Annotated in this window: 14 protein-coding genes; 5 read left to right on the top strand and 9 right to left on the bottom strand. The window is 47.9% G+C overall.

Features of this window, described 5'->3' with window-relative positions; all coding sequences use genetic code 11:
- Nucleotides 1-11 precede the first annotated feature (11 nt).
- From rnc to ABD846_RS05455, 9 genes are all read right to left on the bottom strand, one after another.
- Nucleotides 12-731, bottom strand: a complete 720-nt coding sequence (rnc, locus tag ABD846_RS05495) for a ribonuclease III (protein WP_344823575.1) — start codon at nucleotides 729-731, stop codon at nucleotides 12-14.
- Between the two features lie 6 nt (nucleotides 732-737).
- Entirely contained in the window at nucleotides 738-1997 is a 1260-nt protein-coding gene (gene fabF / locus ABD846_RS05490) for a beta-ketoacyl-ACP synthase II (protein WP_344823572.1), read from the bottom strand.
- Between the two features lie 24 nt (nucleotides 1998-2021).
- A complete protein-coding gene (locus ABD846_RS05485) occupies nucleotides 2022-2258 on the bottom strand; it encodes an acyl carrier protein (RefSeq protein ID WP_344823569.1) in 237 nt (78 codons plus the stop codon).
- A 95-nt stretch (nucleotides 2259-2353) separates the two neighbouring features.
- Complete coding sequence (locus ABD846_RS05480) at nucleotides 2354-3028, bottom strand: ABC transporter ATP-binding protein (protein ID WP_344823566.1); 675 nt, start codon at nucleotides 3026-3028, stop codon at nucleotides 2354-2356.
- 140 nt (nucleotides 3029-3168) lie between these two features.
- Nucleotides 3169-5223 carry a hypothetical protein gene (locus ABD846_RS05475; RefSeq protein ID WP_344823563.1) on the bottom strand — a complete coding sequence of 685 codons (2055 nt, stop codon included), beginning with the start codon at nucleotides 5221-5223 and terminating at the stop codon, nucleotides 3169-3171.
- A 15-nt stretch (nucleotides 5224-5238) separates the two neighbouring features.
- The gene (locus ABD846_RS05470) at nucleotides 5239-5808 is read right to left on the bottom strand and encodes an RNA polymerase sigma factor (protein WP_344823560.1); all 570 of its coding nucleotides are present in this window, start codon (nucleotides 5806-5808) and stop codon (nucleotides 5239-5241) included.
- 224 nt (nucleotides 5809-6032) lie between these two features.
- Nucleotides 6033-7448: a tetratricopeptide repeat protein gene (locus ABD846_RS05465; protein WP_344823557.1), complete on the bottom strand. Its 1416-nt coding sequence runs from the start codon at nucleotides 7446-7448 to the stop codon at nucleotides 6033-6035.
- Nucleotides 7449-7560: 112 nt separating this feature from the next.
- Nucleotides 7561-7956 carry a hypothetical protein gene (locus ABD846_RS05460; protein ID WP_344823554.1) on the bottom strand — a complete coding sequence of 132 codons (396 nt, stop codon included), beginning with the start codon at nucleotides 7954-7956 and terminating at the stop codon, nucleotides 7561-7563.
- A gap of 59 nt (nucleotides 7957-8015) precedes the next feature.
- Nucleotides 8016-9905: an ABC-F family ATP-binding cassette domain-containing protein gene (locus ABD846_RS05455; protein WP_344823550.1), complete on the bottom strand. Its 1890-nt coding sequence runs from the start codon at nucleotides 9903-9905 to the stop codon at nucleotides 8016-8018.
- Nucleotides 9906-10016: 111 nt separating this feature from the next.
- Between ABD846_RS05455 and ABD846_RS05450 the strand changes: the two genes are divergently transcribed.
- From ABD846_RS05450 to ABD846_RS05430, 5 genes are all read left to right on the top strand, one after another.
- Nucleotides 10017-10793: an MbnP family protein gene (locus ABD846_RS05450; RefSeq protein WP_344823547.1), complete on the top strand. Its 777-nt coding sequence runs from the start codon at nucleotides 10017-10019 to the stop codon at nucleotides 10791-10793.
- 9 nt (nucleotides 10794-10802) lie between these two features.
- Nucleotides 10803-11759: an NAD(P)H-dependent flavin oxidoreductase gene (locus tag ABD846_RS05445; protein WP_344823544.1), complete on the top strand. Its 957-nt coding sequence runs from the start codon at nucleotides 10803-10805 to the stop codon at nucleotides 11757-11759.
- Nucleotides 11760-12263 (top strand): YkgJ family cysteine cluster protein, encoded by a 504-nt coding sequence (locus tag ABD846_RS05440; protein WP_344823541.1) that lies wholly within the window; start codon nucleotides 11760-11762, stop codon nucleotides 12261-12263.
- 77 nt (nucleotides 12264-12340) lie between these two features.
- Entirely contained in the window at nucleotides 12341-13696 is a 1356-nt protein-coding gene (locus ABD846_RS05435; RefSeq protein WP_344823538.1) for a BamA/TamA family outer membrane protein, read from the top strand.
- 8 nt (nucleotides 13697-13704) lie between these two features.
- Complete coding sequence (locus ABD846_RS05430; protein ID WP_344823535.1) at nucleotides 13705-14586, top strand: NAD kinase; 882 nt, start codon at nucleotides 13705-13707, stop codon at nucleotides 14584-14586.
- Nucleotides 14587-14622 lie beyond the last annotated feature (36 nt).

Raw genomic sequence — 14622 nt, 5'->3', positions numbered from 1 at the left:
GTTTTCGGATATTAATGGTTGCCGGCAATAAGTTCCAGCGCTTTACGTGCAGCCACCTGGCCGGCTTCTTTTTTGCTGTAAGCCGTTCCCTCGCAAAATAATGCGTCATTGAGGAAGATTCCTACCGTAAACATGCGCCGGGCACCCTCCCGTTTATCGGTCATGAGTTCGAAGCTGAGGCTCTGCCGGTTGGTCTGAGCCCAGTTCAGGAGTTGGTTTTTGTAGTTGGTGTCTGTGCTGGCCATCATTTCCACGTCTACATACGCGTGGAGGAACTGCTTGATCACAAAGGTGCGGGTGCGTGTATACCCCTGATCGAGATAAACGGCCCCTACAAGCGCTTCCAGCGCATTACCGAAGATGTGACTGCGTTCGATGCCCCTGTCCTGTGTATTGTACTGTACAAGCTTCTGAAGGCCCATTCGGTTCGCTACATTGTTCAGGGTTTCGCGGCGTACGATACGCGAGCGCATTTCCGTCAGATAGCCTTCCGACTGTGTGGGGTACTTTTTGAACAGGTATTCTGCCACAATTGCGCCCAGGTAGGCATCTCCGAGGAATTCCAACCGCTCGTTATTGCGCGCAAGTTCATCGTTCTTACTGCGGTGCAGCAAGGCCAGCTGATAATACGGCAGATGCTTGGGTTTGAACCCCAGCAGGTGTTCGAGTTGGGCAGACAGTTCTTTATCGGGGAGAAACAGATTCTTTAACCGTGTAAGTACCCGCCGCACAAACGTTTAGTCTTGGATTTTTTTGAAAATTACAGAGGCGTTGTGTCCACCGAATCCGAATGTGTTGGAAACCGCAGCACGTACGGTGCGTTTTTGTGCCACATTTGGGGTGAGATTCAGCCGGCTGTCGATTTGAGGATCCAGGTTGAACAGGTTGATGGTAGGAGGGATGATGTCGTGCATCACCGCTTTGATACTGGCAACTGCTTCAATAGCTCCGGCGGCTCCCAGGAGGTGACCCGTCATGGATTTTGTAGAGCTGATGTTCATGTTGTAAGTATGCTCTCCGAAGACATTCAGGATCGCGCCGATCTCCGCTACGTCGCCGAGTGGCGTGGATGTACCGTGAACGTTGATGTAGTCGATATCAGAAGCCTGCATATCCGCATCTTCCAGTGCATTGCGCATCACATTGATCACTCCGAGCCCCTCCGGATGAGGTGCTGTCAGATGATAGGCGTCGGCGCTCATACCACCGCCTGCAATTTCGGCAAGGATGGTTGCGCCGCGGCGCTTCGCATGTTCGTATTCTTCAACAACGATCGCTCCCGCTCCTTCTCCCAGTACAAACCCGTCACGATCCACATCAAAGGGGCGGCTGGCTGTTTTAGGATCATCGTTGCGTTCGCTGAGCGCTTTCATTGCATTGAATCCGCCGATTCCGGCTTCCGTAACCACCGCTTCAGAACCGCCGCAGATGATCGCGTCTGCTTTACCGATGCGTACATAGGTAAAAGCGTCGATCAGGGCGTTTGTGGAGGTGGCGCAGGCGCTTACTGTGGCAAAATTCGGACCGCGGAAGCCGTATTTCATGGAAATATGACCGGCAGCAATGTCGAGAATAAGCTTGGGAATAAAGAAAGGATTGAAGCGTGGGGTTCCGTCTCCGGATGCGAAATTCTTCATTTCTTCAATGAAGGTGATCATCCCGCCGATACCGGATCCGAAGATCACGCCAATACGGTTTTTGTCGACGTCTGCCGTATCCAGACCAGCCATTTTAACCGCTTCATCGGTCGCAACCATTGCGATCTGAGTGAAGCGATCGAGTTTCCGGGCTTCTTTACGTTCGAAATAATCTTCAGGGTTGAAATTTTTCAACTCACAAGCAAAACGAGTCTTGAATTTAGAGGCATCGAATTGCTTGATGAAATCGGAGCCCGATACACCATTGACCAGGTTTTCCCAATATGCAGGTACATTATTGCCCAATGGAGTAAGGGCACCGATACCGGTAACGACTACTCGTTTAAACGGAAACTTCATCAAATAAAAAAAGAGGGGGTTAAATTACTTTACGTGTTCTTCCAGATATGAAACTGCCTGACCTACAGTGGTAATAGTTTCAGCTTGTTCATCAGGAATAGAAATGTTGAATTCTTTTTCGAACTCCATGATCAGCTCAACTGTATCCAAAGAATCTGCGCCGAGATCGTTGGTGAAGCTGGCCTCGTTGTTTACTTCTGATTCGTCAACTCCTAATTTGTCAACGATAATTTTCTTTACGCGGTTTGCAATTTCAGACATAGCTTGTGCATTTAAAATTTATGAGTGCAAAAATATACTTTTTGGCGTATTCAAAAAGGATTTTTCCATCTTTCTTTAAAAACAATCGGTAACTCTTATGCGCCTCTATCGCGGCTTTCGGAAACGATCCTGCCGTCACGCATTTCCAGATGACGGTCGGCCATAGCAGCCAGACCCGTATTATGGGTCACTAAAATGAAGGTCTGACCCAATTGCCGCTGTAAATCGACGAAAAGGTTGTGTACAGCTTCTGCATTGGCGCTGTCCAGGTTTCCCGTAGGCTCGTCTGCCATGATCACAGCAGGCTTATTGGCCAGCGCCCGTGCAATCGCCACCCGTTGCTGCTCCCCTCCGGATAACGCTGAAGGTTTATGTTTGGTACGCGCACCTAATCCCACAAGCTCCAGTAGCTCCTGAGCGCGATCCAATCCTTCCTGTCTGGATTTTCCGGCTATCCATACCGGCATGGCCACGTTTTCTATAGCCGTAAATTCCGGCAGCAGATGGTGAAACTGGAATACAAACCCCAGTTGCTCATTCCTGAACTTTGCCTGCTTTTTTGCGGATAAGCCGAACACATCGACTCCATTAATGCGTACGGTACCACCATCCGGGCTGTCCAGCGCGCCCATCAGATGCAGCAATGTACTCTTCCCGGCTCCCGATGCGCCGGTGATTGCCACCAGCTCTCCTTTTGCTATATCAAGCGACACGTCGTTCACGACACTTAATGCACCAAATCTCCTGACCAGGTTTCTTACTGTGACCATACCGTAAAAGTGGTGTTTTTTTCTGACATGCGCTTCGCCGAAATAGCAGATTGCATATCTATCTGCAAGATATTAAAAAGACAAAGCAGGTATCGCTACCTGCTCCGCCTCTTCAACCTTTATACAAAAACAAGAATAAACTATCGTGTCTGGTTATCCGTCGGCCCGAATGTCGTGCGTTTGCTGCCTCTGTTGAACTGGAAGCCAATGGATAACTGCACAGACGGGATACGGAAGAAGTTTTTCGATACTTCTTTTGCTGTTGCCTGACCGGATGCATCCCAGAAGGTATTTGTCAGTTGCAGGTCTGCGTGCCAGGCAGGCGCAAAACGATATCCTGCTCCAACGATATAGCCAAGTCCCAGGCGGCCTTTAAAGTCCTTAGTGGAATAGGTACCGCTGTTTTCTTCAAGTATCGGTTTGTTGGTGCTGTTTGTGGCTATCACACGGGAGCTTTGCACTCCTTCATTTTTCTCGTACAGTTCTACGTTTACGGGAAGCGTAAATACCACGTTCATCCCGGTCATCAGGTAAAAATTCCGGATCGCATAGCGGAAAGTAAGCGGCAATTCCAGGCTTTGCACAGTAGAGAATGTAAAGTGCCGTGATGTGGAATCGTTGAATATGGTGAAATAATAATTCGCTCCGCGTATACTGTCGGCGACGTTGCTCGAAACCTCTTTCGAGTAATTGTCATTTACCTGATGGTTTGCGCCGCTCCGGTTAAAATAACGCAATGCTGCAAAGAAGCTCCAACGTTTGTTGAATACGATTTCGCCTGTGGGGCCGAACTGGAATCCTTTGAATTCATTGGCTGATGAGAGCGAATAGTTGCCGCCCGCAGAGAATCCGAAATAATAGTCAGCGTTGCGAACGCTGCGTTTGGCTTCTTCCGCTTTGCCCGGTATATCCAGCTGCTCTATGAATTTAGCAATAGCATTTTTCCGTTTTCCGCTCACCGTTGTATTCTGAGCAGATGCAGCAACTGTGTTGTCAGCAGTCGACAGTCCTTTAGGAGTAGCACCGTTAAATACGTCAGCCTGATGCTTTGCTTCTGTCTGAGACAAAGTTTTGTTGACTTTTTTACTTTCTTTTTCGGCCTGTTTCAGTTCTTTTTTATCAGGTGTAGCTTCAGTGTTGCCGATTGCATATCCTTTATTTTCGGCAGCTGTCGATGGTGTTTCCGGCAGCGCAATTTTCGATTCCTGTACTGTGTCGGTTACAAAGGAGACGGTTTTGGATCTGCGATCTGTCATTACCGGTTTGTTCACAACGCTCAGGGTGTTCATGGAGTCGCGACGGCGTGCATCCTGCGCTGATGCGTTATCAGCTTCAGGAAGAACTGAGCTGTTCGGTTGAACCGGTTTGTCCGATCCGGAAGCAGTCGTGGGTTTTCCGGCCTGTGCAATATTTCCGGCAGGGTGCCGCTTGTTGTGGGCCGCCGCAGTAGTTTGCTTTGCAATTTGTTTTCCGGTAACAGCTCCGGGAGCATCGCTGTTTGCATATGATTCGGCAGTAGCTGCCGTACTTTGCTTTTCTGTGGTTGTTGCTGCTCCGGATTGCTTTGCCAGATCAATTGCCTGTCTGATTTTCCGGAGCGTGTTGTCTGCAACTACACCATCCGGTTGAGCAGACGCTGTTACTGTATTGTGTTCAGGGGTAGGGTTTACAGGGGCTGAATGAGCCTCTTTGTTTTTAGCGTGATCAGGTTGTCTGTGATGATCTGGTGACACCGGCAAATGGTTGCCGACGTTGGTGTGGGCATTGGTGGAGCGGGTGGGATTACCTGCATCCGCAATGCGGTTTTCGTCCGCAGATGGTGTGATGGGGCTGTTAACAGGGGCTGTAGTACTATTATTATTATTATTTTGAGAAGCAGCAGGTGCTATTCCGTTTCCGCTTGCTGCAGATCTTACCGATGAAGACATTTCTGCCGAACCTCCGGGGCTGCCAGCTCTGCGTGAGCGTAGTCCGCTTACTTCATATCCGCCCACACAAAGTGCGCCTAAAAGCAGTGCCACGCCCATGAATGCCAAGGGCTTTCTTAGCCTGAAGTAGAACGGTACCGCCCGCTCAGGCATCTCCTCATCCAATAATGCTTTCATTTTGAGCCAGGCATTGGGATCTTCCTTTTCGGAATGCATCCCGAGCCTTTCCCGCACGAAATCATCTATGTTCATCATCTCCTTACTCATTAAGGCAGTACATTTTTAATGGTGTAAATTCAATTTTTCAATTTTCTCTTTGAGAATTCTCCGTCCCTCACTCAAATGCCATTTGGAAGTCCCTTCACTTATTCCTAATTCTTCCGCTATCTCCTTATGCTGCATTCCTTCCATAACACTTAAATTGAATACTAATCTGGTTGTTTTCGGTAATGTATTTACGAGTTGTATCAACTGATCGTAATACATCCGGTCTCCATGGTCTTTCTCTATAAGCTGTTCTTTTTCAACAAATATTACTTTTTCATTGTACCGTTCATTGCTTCTGAGCGTATCCAGCGCGGTACGTAATACAATTTTTCGCAACCATCCTTCAAAAGACCCCTGAAAGGTATACTTGTCAATTTTTTGAAAGCACTTCAGAAATCCCATATTCACAACATCCTCAGCCATAGAGCGGTCGTTCATGTAGCGAATGGCCATGGACAACATCTTCGGCTGAAACATTTTGTACAACTTTTCCTGAGCTCCCCGGTCATTACATGCACATCGGGCAATAATGGCGGTAAGATCTTCAGGTTCAGGTGCTTGTGTGTATGATATTTCTATAGGCAATTTGATTTAGGGTTTTAAAAAAATCATACAATAGAAAAGACGAAGCGATGTGGAAAAAGGTTGGGTACTTTGTGGGTTTTAAGGATATTAACAAATTATTAGGATGTACGCCATTTAGCAAATGTAAGGTTTTGAAGCAAATACTATGCTGTAAACCAAACAAAAATGCCTGTCCGGTTACAGACAGGCATTCATTGAAGTATGCTGTGAAGCGCATCGCTTTATTATTTCTTCTTATAACGGGAAATCAATTCCGCCACGGCGTTCCGCTTGATAAAATCCGGGTTCAGTTGCGTGAACAGTTTCAGCCTGGAGATACTGCCGGACAAACCGTTTTCAAGCTGCACCAGAGCTTCCTTGGTTTTCCCGATTTCGAATAATACCGCCGCCTGGAGATAGTAAAAATCGGGTTTGTCGCCGCAATTACTTTTTGCCACTTCCAGTTGTGTGAGTGCTTCTTCGAAGTGACCTGCGAAAAACAGGCCACGTATCAACGCGATCCAGGTGGTTTTTACATTCGGTTTCAGGCGAACTGCGTTTACGTAGCACAGCAGTGCTTCGTTCGGAACATTCATTTCCATCAGGCAGTTTCCGATTGCGAGGCAATAAGTTGCATTTTCCTTGTTGATGTTCAATGCAACCGAATAGGCTTTCATCGCTTTTTCCCAGTCTTTCTCACGTGAGTAGGTCTCTCCGATCTTAAAGAAAATCACATCATCCTCCGGACTCAGCTTAGATGCCTGCCGGTAATAATGCCGTGCCAGGGAAAAATTTTTCTGTTTTTCCCAGCAATAGCCCATCGCTTCAAAGATTACATCTTCGGGCTTACCTATTTCCAGGTGCTTTTGTAATACCTCGAGTGCATTATCATATTGCTTCAGCCGCATGTAGGCGTCTGCCAGGTTGCGGTAGGCAAATTCGAATTTTTCATCGATTGCCACACAATACTGATAAGCATCTATAGCATCTTCATATTTTTTCAATCCCTGGTAGCAGGCGCCCAGGTTAAACCAGGCAAGCGTGCTGTACGGATCTTCCTGTGTGAGCTGGAGATGCAATTGTACACAATCTTCGAGTTGTTCCGTAAACTCGGCCCAGAAGCTGATTTTCTGCAACGCCTCTTCATTCCGCGAGTCCAGTTTCAGCACCTGTTTCAGTGTCCGGTACACTTCTTCAAATGATTCGCATTCGTCGTATACATCGGCCAGCTCAAGCAGTATTTCAATTTTATCTTTCCCCTCGAATTTTTCCGCACTTTCCGCAAGGTAGGAGGCTGCAAACTCATATTTCGACTGGCTCAGTAATATGTCTGATTTCAACAGTACAGCTCCCAGATTGGCGTTGTCATATTTCTCAAGATCATCGAGTGTATTGAGTGCCTGGCCGTACTTTTGAGTCTGGGTAAGGATTTCAGCTTTTAAGAGCAGAATGGCGCTGGAAAAAGGGTAGTAAGTGGCCGCAATGTCGCAGGCAAGCAATGCCTCTGCGTCGTTACTGTTCTGGAAAAAATATTCGATGATGCGTTCATAATCCTCTTCGTCCATCATACCGGCACCATCGCCGTTTTTTATTTGTTCATATCGCTCGATCAATACTTCTATCGGTCTGCGCTCTTCGTCCATGTTATCGTCGTCGTACATATAAACCGGTTTTACTCAAAGTTATTAAAAAGGCAATCAGTGCCGCATTTCCAATCACTATGACGCTATAAAGAAATTCACATGTTATGCACATCGCAACATGCTGTCCTTATTAATCCCCTTCTGTAACGGGGATTGTGACGGTCTGATTGGTTTCTGTCTTTATCTGGTAGCTGATCCCTCCTTCCACAACGGAGTTAATGGTGGTGTCATAACCATTGGAATACAGATAATAATTTCCTGTTTTCAGTCCGCTGAAGGTTGCCGTAGGCTTACCGTCGGTCCATACGCAGGTTGCAGAATCATCATAGCCTGCCGGTTTGTCCTGAGCATTGTACTTGATATACACCTTTGCGTTAGTGATATTCTTATAAACGCCGTGATGGGCCGGAGCACATACCAATGTCGCATTGCCGCCTTTGCCCGCGGAAGTATCGTCTTTCCTGCTGCAGGAAGCGGTGCTTAGCGCGAGGGCAGACAGCAACAGCATTATAGGAGAGGGTTTCATAAGTTTGATATTTCTTTATCCAAATATAATGTTTTTAGACTCTGCCGGATTGTTAATCCTTAGTCATTAAGCTCGAGCCAGCGCAACTCATAGATATCAAGTGTGTCGCTGATTTCCTGGGCGCGCAAACTTAGTTTCTGCAGCTCGTCGTAGCCGGTGGTACTGCTCATTTTCTGTGCAATTTCTTCTTTCTCTTTTTCCAGCAAGGGCATTTCGCGCTCTATCTGTTCCAGCTCTTTTTGTTCTTTGTATGACAATTTCTTTTTTACAGCAGGGCGTTGAGCGGTCGTTTGGGTTTCGGTGGGAATTGTTTCCGCAACAGCCTTTTGCTGCACCTGCCCTTCCCGCTCCTTTATGCGTTCCCATATCCGGTAATCGCTGTAGTTTCCGGGAAAGTCGGATATTTTTCCGTCGCCTTCAAATACCAGCAGGTGGTCTACGAGCCGGTCCATAAAATACCGGTCGTGGGAAACGATCAGGAGGCATCCCGGATAATCGGAAAGAAAACTTTCGAGTACTCCCAGGGTCGGAAGATCGAGGTCATTCGTCGGCTCATCGAGTATCAGGAAATTCGGATTGCGGAACAGCACGGTAAGCAGCTGAAGTCGCTTCTTTTCCCCGCCGCTTAATTTAGACAGATAAGTATATTGCTGTTCAGGACCGAACAGAAACAATTCCAGGAATTGTGCTGCGCTGAGCGTTCCGCCCTGGGCCAGCGGGAAATTTTCTGCAATGTTCCTGACAAATTCGATTACACGCATGTCCTCTTTAAACTCGAGTCCCTGCTGGGAAAAATTCCCGAAGACCACCGTATCTCCGATATTGATCTTACCGGAGTCCGGTTGCATATGCCCCTGCAGCAATTGTAGGAATGTGGATTTGCCTGCACCGTTCTTCCCGATCACACCCAGTCGCTCGCCTTTACTGAAAGTATAGTCAAAGCCTTTCAGGATCACTTTATCACCGAAAGACTGATATACCTTTTTCATCTCTGCGATCTTTCCTCCGAGCCGGTTCATTTTCATCTGAAGGCTCACCCGGGTATCCGTTATCTTTTGTTTTGCTTTTGCCTCTACATCATAAAAATTATCCTGCCTGCTTTTGGATTTGGTGGTGCGGGCTTTTGGCTGCTTGCGCATCCACTCCAGTTCTTTGCGGTACAGGTTCTTTGCCTTGTCGATGCTCGCCTGCTCACTTTCGATGCGGGCGGCCTTCTGTTCCATATAGCGTTCATAATCGCCTTTATAGACGTAGAGATTGCTGCCATCCAGTTCCCATATTTCCGTACACACGGCATCCAGGAAATAACGGTCGTGCGTTACGAGCAGCAGTGTGATTTTTTCCTGGTTCAGGTAGTATTCGAGCCATTCCACCATTTCCACATCCAGATGGTTGGTGGGTTCGTCCATAATCAGCAGGATATGGCGGTGTTCGAATCCGATATCTATAAGCGTCTGGGCGAGCGCGACGCGCTTACGCTGACCTCCGGAAAGTGTGCCCACAGGTTGATTCAGCTGATGAATATTCAGTTTGCCCAATATCTGTTTCACTTTCGCTTCAAAATCCCAGGCACTTAATTCGTCCATTTTCATCAGCGCAACTGCGAGTGCTTCCGCTCCTGCGTCTCCCTGTTCCAATGCCATTTCATACGCTGCGATTGCTTTGGCAACCGGATGGTCCGCATGAAAAATGTTTTCTGCCACGGTTTTTTCTTCGTCGAACCTGGGATCCTGTTCAAACAGAGCTACGTTCACGTCTTTATGTACCCACACCTTTCCGCTGTCGGGCTGGTCCAGACCGGAAAGGATTTTCAGTAATGTGGATTTACCGCTCCCGTTGCGGGCGATAAGGGCAATTTTATCTCCCTCATTGATATGAAAGCTGATATTGCTAAACAGGGGTCTGATCCCGAAGGACTTACTCAGATTTTCGACGCTCAGGTAATGCATGGCTGCAAAGTTACTCCCGGGTTGGCGATTAATATGGATACATTTCGAAAAAAGACCCCGCTTTTACTGGGCTTGTTTGTATTTTTGGATGATCTGAATCAAAACCTTGTTATGAAAAAGTTGTTTTCTTTTGCGCTTATGGCGCTGGCTCTTGCTTCCTGCAGAAAAAAAGCGCTGCCCGAAAATCCGGTATCGAACACGCCTATAGACTCTGTGGGAGCAGGTACGATGAAAGTCAGTTTTCACAATAAGGTAGATTCGCAGGATCTGGTACTGAACCGGACAGAACCTTACACTGCACCTGATGGAGACGAATATTCGGTTCGGACGTTCAATTATTATATCAGCAATGTTGTGTTCGTTGATGCATCCGGAAACAGGTTTGCCGAGAAAGAGAGTTATCACCTGGTACGGGCAGAAGAACCGTCTTCACTTAGTTTTTCCATTTCGCAGATGCCGTCAGGTAATTATGTTGCCATGGAATTCCTGATAGGAGTGGATAGCGCCCGGAACGTAAGCGGCGCGCAGACGGGAGATCTTAGCCCCGACTATGGTATGTTCTGGACCTGGAAAACAGGTTACATTATGGCCAAGATGGAAGGTACGCTGCAGAGCAACGGTTTCCCGCTCATTTATCACATTGCCGGTTTCTCAAAACCGTATTACGGTATACGCAAAGTGACTTTGCCACTTTCCACAAATGCAATTGTGGCAAATAATAAGGAAACGAATGTGCAGCTGAATGCCAATCTGAACACCTGGTTTGCGGCACCTGGTTTCCCGGGCTTTTCAGCGGTTGGTATCATCACTTCTACCAGCCCGACTTCTTCAGCGATCGCCGATAATTACGTGCAGATGTTCACTATTGCATCTGTTAAGAATCCCTAATTCTCTTACATGTTTTCAAACAGAATAACACAATTGCTGGGTATTCAATATCCGATTATCCAGGCAGGTATGATATGGGCCAGTGGTTGGCGCCTCGCAGCTGCAGTATCAAATGCAGGCGGACTGGGTTTGATCGGAGCGGGCAGTATGTATCCCGATGTCCTGCGCGAACATATCCGTAAATGCAAAGCGGCAACGCAGAAACCTTTCGGGGTGAATGTACCGCTGCTGTATCCGAATATTGATGAGATCATGCAGATCATCGTTGAAAAAAAGGTGCCGATCGTATTTACCTCTGCAGGCAATCCCAAAACATGGACGCATTGGCTCAAGGAAAAAGGTATTACGGTAGTACACGTTGTTTCCAGCGCCAAATTTGCATTGAAGTGCCAGGACGCAGGCTGCGATGCAGTTGTGGCCGAAGGCTTTGAAGCGGGTGGTCATAACGGTCGTGAGGAAACGACAACGCTTTGCCTGATCCCCGCTGTGCGCAAGCAGCTCACTATTCCCCTGATTGCAGCCGGTGGTATTTATGATGCCCGTACGATGCTGGCAACAATGATTCTCGGTGCGGATGGTGTACAGATCGGCAGCAGGTTTGTAGCAACACCGGAAGCATCTTCTCACGAAGCATTTAAAGAAGCGATCGTAAAAGCGAAGGAAGGAGACACGATGCTCAGCATCAAGAAGCTCACGCCGGTACGGCTGCTGCACAATCCTTTCGCAGAACGTATACAGGATGCCGAAAAAAATGGAGCGTCTACCGAAGCACTTGAAGCAATGCTGGGCAGAGGCAGGGCCAAGCAGGGTATGCTGAACGGAGATATGGAAGAAGGTGAACTTGAAATAGGGCAGGTGAGTGCATTGATCGGAGATATCCGTCCGGCAGGGGAGATCGTCGACACCATCATGAAAGAATTCAACGAACTACTGCAAAATCCTCTCGGGCGTTCCAACCATAACTAAATGAAATTTCCACAATTCAAACGGAGGCTTGCTTCCGAACACCTTGAACTGACCGCTTTCCTGAAAAAGCTGGATGATATTGTTCCGGAAGAAATGCCGGAACTTGTGGCTGAAGAAGATAAAAAGGCCTGGGCAGAAACGGATTGCCTTTCCTGCGCCAATTGTTGCAAGACAATGACTCCTACCTTCACGAAGGAGGACATCATCCGCATTTCCGCCCACCTGCAAATGACGCCTAAAGAATTCAAGGCTAAGTGGCTGTATAAAGAGCCTGACGCCGGAGACTGGGTAAATGTTACGCAACCCTGTCAGTTTTTACAGGCAGATAATAAATGCAGCATTTATGAAGTACGTCCTGTCGACTGCGCTGAATTCCCGCATCACCATAAAAAGCCGTTCGACAATTATAATGATACTTTTATCCAAAACCTGGCTTATTGCCCTGCAACCTACAATCTCGTCCGACGATTGAAGAACAGGGTAGAGCGCGAATATGAATGGTAAGTCACCTGCAGACATTCACCGGGAAATTGCCTGCCGGGAAGCGCACTCTTTTGCTGTACTTACTGGTTTGTACCATTATGTCCTTCGCGAATGCGCAGGAACCTGCCACAGCCGGCACACCCCGCCGGGTTCTGCAGTCGGTTTCTGTTGAAGGGAATAAGCATACACGCACTTATGTTATTCTGCGGGAGATCAATCTTCCGGAAGGGCAAACGATCGCTGCGGATTCCATTCCGTTCCTATGCCGTTTGGCTTACCAGCGTTTGTATAATCTCAACCTGTTCTCAGCTATCGAAGTACAGGCCGATACTTCCGATCCCGGATATTACTCTTTGCTGATACGCCTGAAGGAGCAATGGTTCCTGCTTCCCCAGGCAGATCTGCAGCTGGCCGACCGCAACTTCAATGTATGGTGGGAGGAGCAGCATCATGCATTGGACCGGATCAATCTGGGCATTTACGTTCAACATAAAAATGTTACCGGCAATCTGGATCGTCTTACATTGAGTGTGCACGCAGGTTATACCCAGCAGCTCACAGGTACTTACACATTCCCTTATCTTGATCGCAAACAAAAACACGGTATCGCATTGTCGGGAGGTTATTCCCGGAGTCGCGAACTGGCCTATGCTACCGTTGATAACAAACTGCTGTTTGCGCACGAAGCAGACCGGTTTATCTACCGCAACAGCTATGCTGCCGTATCCTGGATCTACCGGCCCGCATACGCGATACGCCATATTGTCTCGCTGGGACTCAACAGTACGGAAGTCGGCGATTCGGTTGTGCAACTCAATCCGGCTTACTTTGAAGGCGGCTCCCGCAATCTCCGTTATGCGGAACTGGCATACCGTTTTGAATACAACGGGGTCGACAACTGGAACTATCCGCGCAAGGGAGTGAAGCTGGTATCGATGCTGAATGCGCGTTATGGCCAGGAGGGGATGCAGCAGCAGCAAATATTGGCTGCCGTTGAATTTGGTTATTTTAAGCGTTTACCCCACGATTTGCTCGCTTCGCTGATCGTACGCGGGCGGACTAATTTTGGTGGCGCACAGCCCTATGCACTCGCCTCCGGGCTCGGATATAAATCCAATGTGGTCAGGGGTTACGAATACTACGTTGTGGAGGCACAGCATTTTGGTATTGTGCGCTGCAACCTGAAGTATGAGCTGGTGCATAAGCGATTCCGCAAACTGGGATTCCGGTACCTGCCGGAAATTCCACTCTGGATTTATCCTAAAGTATTTTTTGATGCGGGGTATGCTGCCAACAATAATGTACCGGCATCCAATACATTTGCGAACCGCGTTTTGTATTCTGCTGGTGTGGGCGTGGATATTATCACCGCCTATGATCTGAAACTGCGTATTGAGTTTGCCTGGAATCATTTGGGAGAAAATGGAATATATTTGCACGCCAACAGTGAGTAAATCGAATTATGCTAGTAGCACTCTATAACCGAAGCTTTGAGCCTGAAGATATACCGACGCTTCAGCGCATCATCCATAAGCTTGAGGGCTATGGCCTGCATATGTTGTTCTACGATGATTTTTACCAGCGCATCAAAAGTTTTCTGCAGCTGAAAGACGTTCCCAAAGGCTTTTTCAGCGGTTCAGACGATCTGCCCGCGCGTGTGGAAATGATGTTTAGTTTCGGTGGCGATGGCACCATGCTGGATACGGTTACTTTCGTGGGAGGGTCCAATATCCCGCTGATCGGAATCAATCTCGGTCGCCTGGGCTTTCTGGCGGCAATCTCCGAGGATGAGGTGGATGATGCCCTGAGTTCGCTGATGCAGGGTTCTTATTCGATTGAAAAGCGCAGCCTGCTGCACCTTGATGCCAATATTCCATTGTTTGGCGACAGTCCTTTCGGGCTCAATGAATTTACGATTCACCGGAAAGACTCTTCTTCGATGATCAAGATCCACACGTATCTCAACGGTGAATTCCTGAACACCTATTGGGCTGACGGGCTGATTGTGGCTACGCCCACGGGTTCTACCGGCTATTCTCTGAGCTGTGGCGGACCGGTTGTGTTCCCGCAGGCTTCAAACTTTGTGATTACTCCTGTGGCACCGCATAACCTGAATGTGCGGAGTATTGTGGTGCCTGACGACGGAATTATTTCATTTGAGGTGGAAGGACGTTCCGATACATTCCTGTGTACGCTCGACTCCCGGTCTGAAGCGATTACCAGCGAAACGCAGCTTGCTATCCGTAAAGAACATTTCACGATATCGCTTGTGCGGCCGCACGAGCATAATTTTCTGAAAACGATTCGTCAGAAATTATACTGGGGTATTGACAAGCGAAACTGATCGCAATAAAAAAGCCGGTTCTGAACCGGCTTTTTT

The organism is Rurimicrobium arvi, assembly GCF_039540495.1.
Lineage (GTDB): Bacteria > Bacteroidota > Bacteroidia > Chitinophagales > Chitinophagaceae > Rurimicrobium > Rurimicrobium arvi.
This window is presented reverse-complemented; position numbering and strand designations above follow the sequence as displayed.

Bases quoted from the DNA above. Each gene is read 5' to 3' on its own strand.
- ABD846_RS05480 (WP_344823566.1), bottom strand. From the start codon at position 3,028: ATGGTCACAGTAAGAAACCTGGTCAGGAGATTTGGTGCATTAAGTGTC.
- ABD846_RS05485 (WP_344823569.1), bottom strand. From the start codon at position 2,258: ATGTCTGAAATTGCAAACCGCGTAAAGAAAATTATCGTTGACAAATTA.
- ABD846_RS05465 (WP_344823557.1), bottom strand. From the start codon at position 7,448: ATGTACGACGACGATAACATGGACGAAGAGCGCAGACCGATAGAAGTA.
- ABD846_RS05475 (WP_344823563.1), bottom strand. From the start codon at position 5,223: ATGAGTAAGGAGATGATGAACATAGATGATTTCGTGCGGGAAAGGCTC.
- ABD846_RS05455 (WP_344823550.1), bottom strand. From the start codon at position 9,905: ATGCATTACCTGAGCGTCGAAAATCTGAGTAAGTCCTTCGGGATCAGA.
- ABD846_RS05430 (WP_344823535.1), top strand. From the start codon at position 13,705: ATGCTAGTAGCACTCTATAACCGAAGCTTTGAGCCTGAAGATATACCG.
- fabF (WP_344823572.1), bottom strand. From the start codon at position 1,997: ATGAAGTTTCCGTTTAAACGAGTAGTCGTTACCGGTATCGGTGCCCTT.
- ABD846_RS05435 (WP_344823538.1), top strand. From the start codon at position 12,341: ATGTCCTTCGCGAATGCGCAGGAACCTGCCACAGCCGGCACACCCCGC.
- ABD846_RS05460 (WP_344823554.1), bottom strand. From the start codon at position 7,956: ATGAAACCCTCTCCTATAATGCTGTTGCTGTCTGCCCTCGCGCTAAGC.
- ABD846_RS05440 (WP_344823541.1), top strand. From the start codon at position 11,760: ATGAAATTTCCACAATTCAAACGGAGGCTTGCTTCCGAACACCTTGAA.
- ABD846_RS05445 (WP_344823544.1), top strand. From the start codon at position 10,803: ATGTTTTCAAACAGAATAACACAATTGCTGGGTATTCAATATCCGATT.
- ABD846_RS05450 (WP_344823547.1), top strand. From the start codon at position 10,017: ATGAAAAAGTTGTTTTCTTTTGCGCTTATGGCGCTGGCTCTTGCTTCC.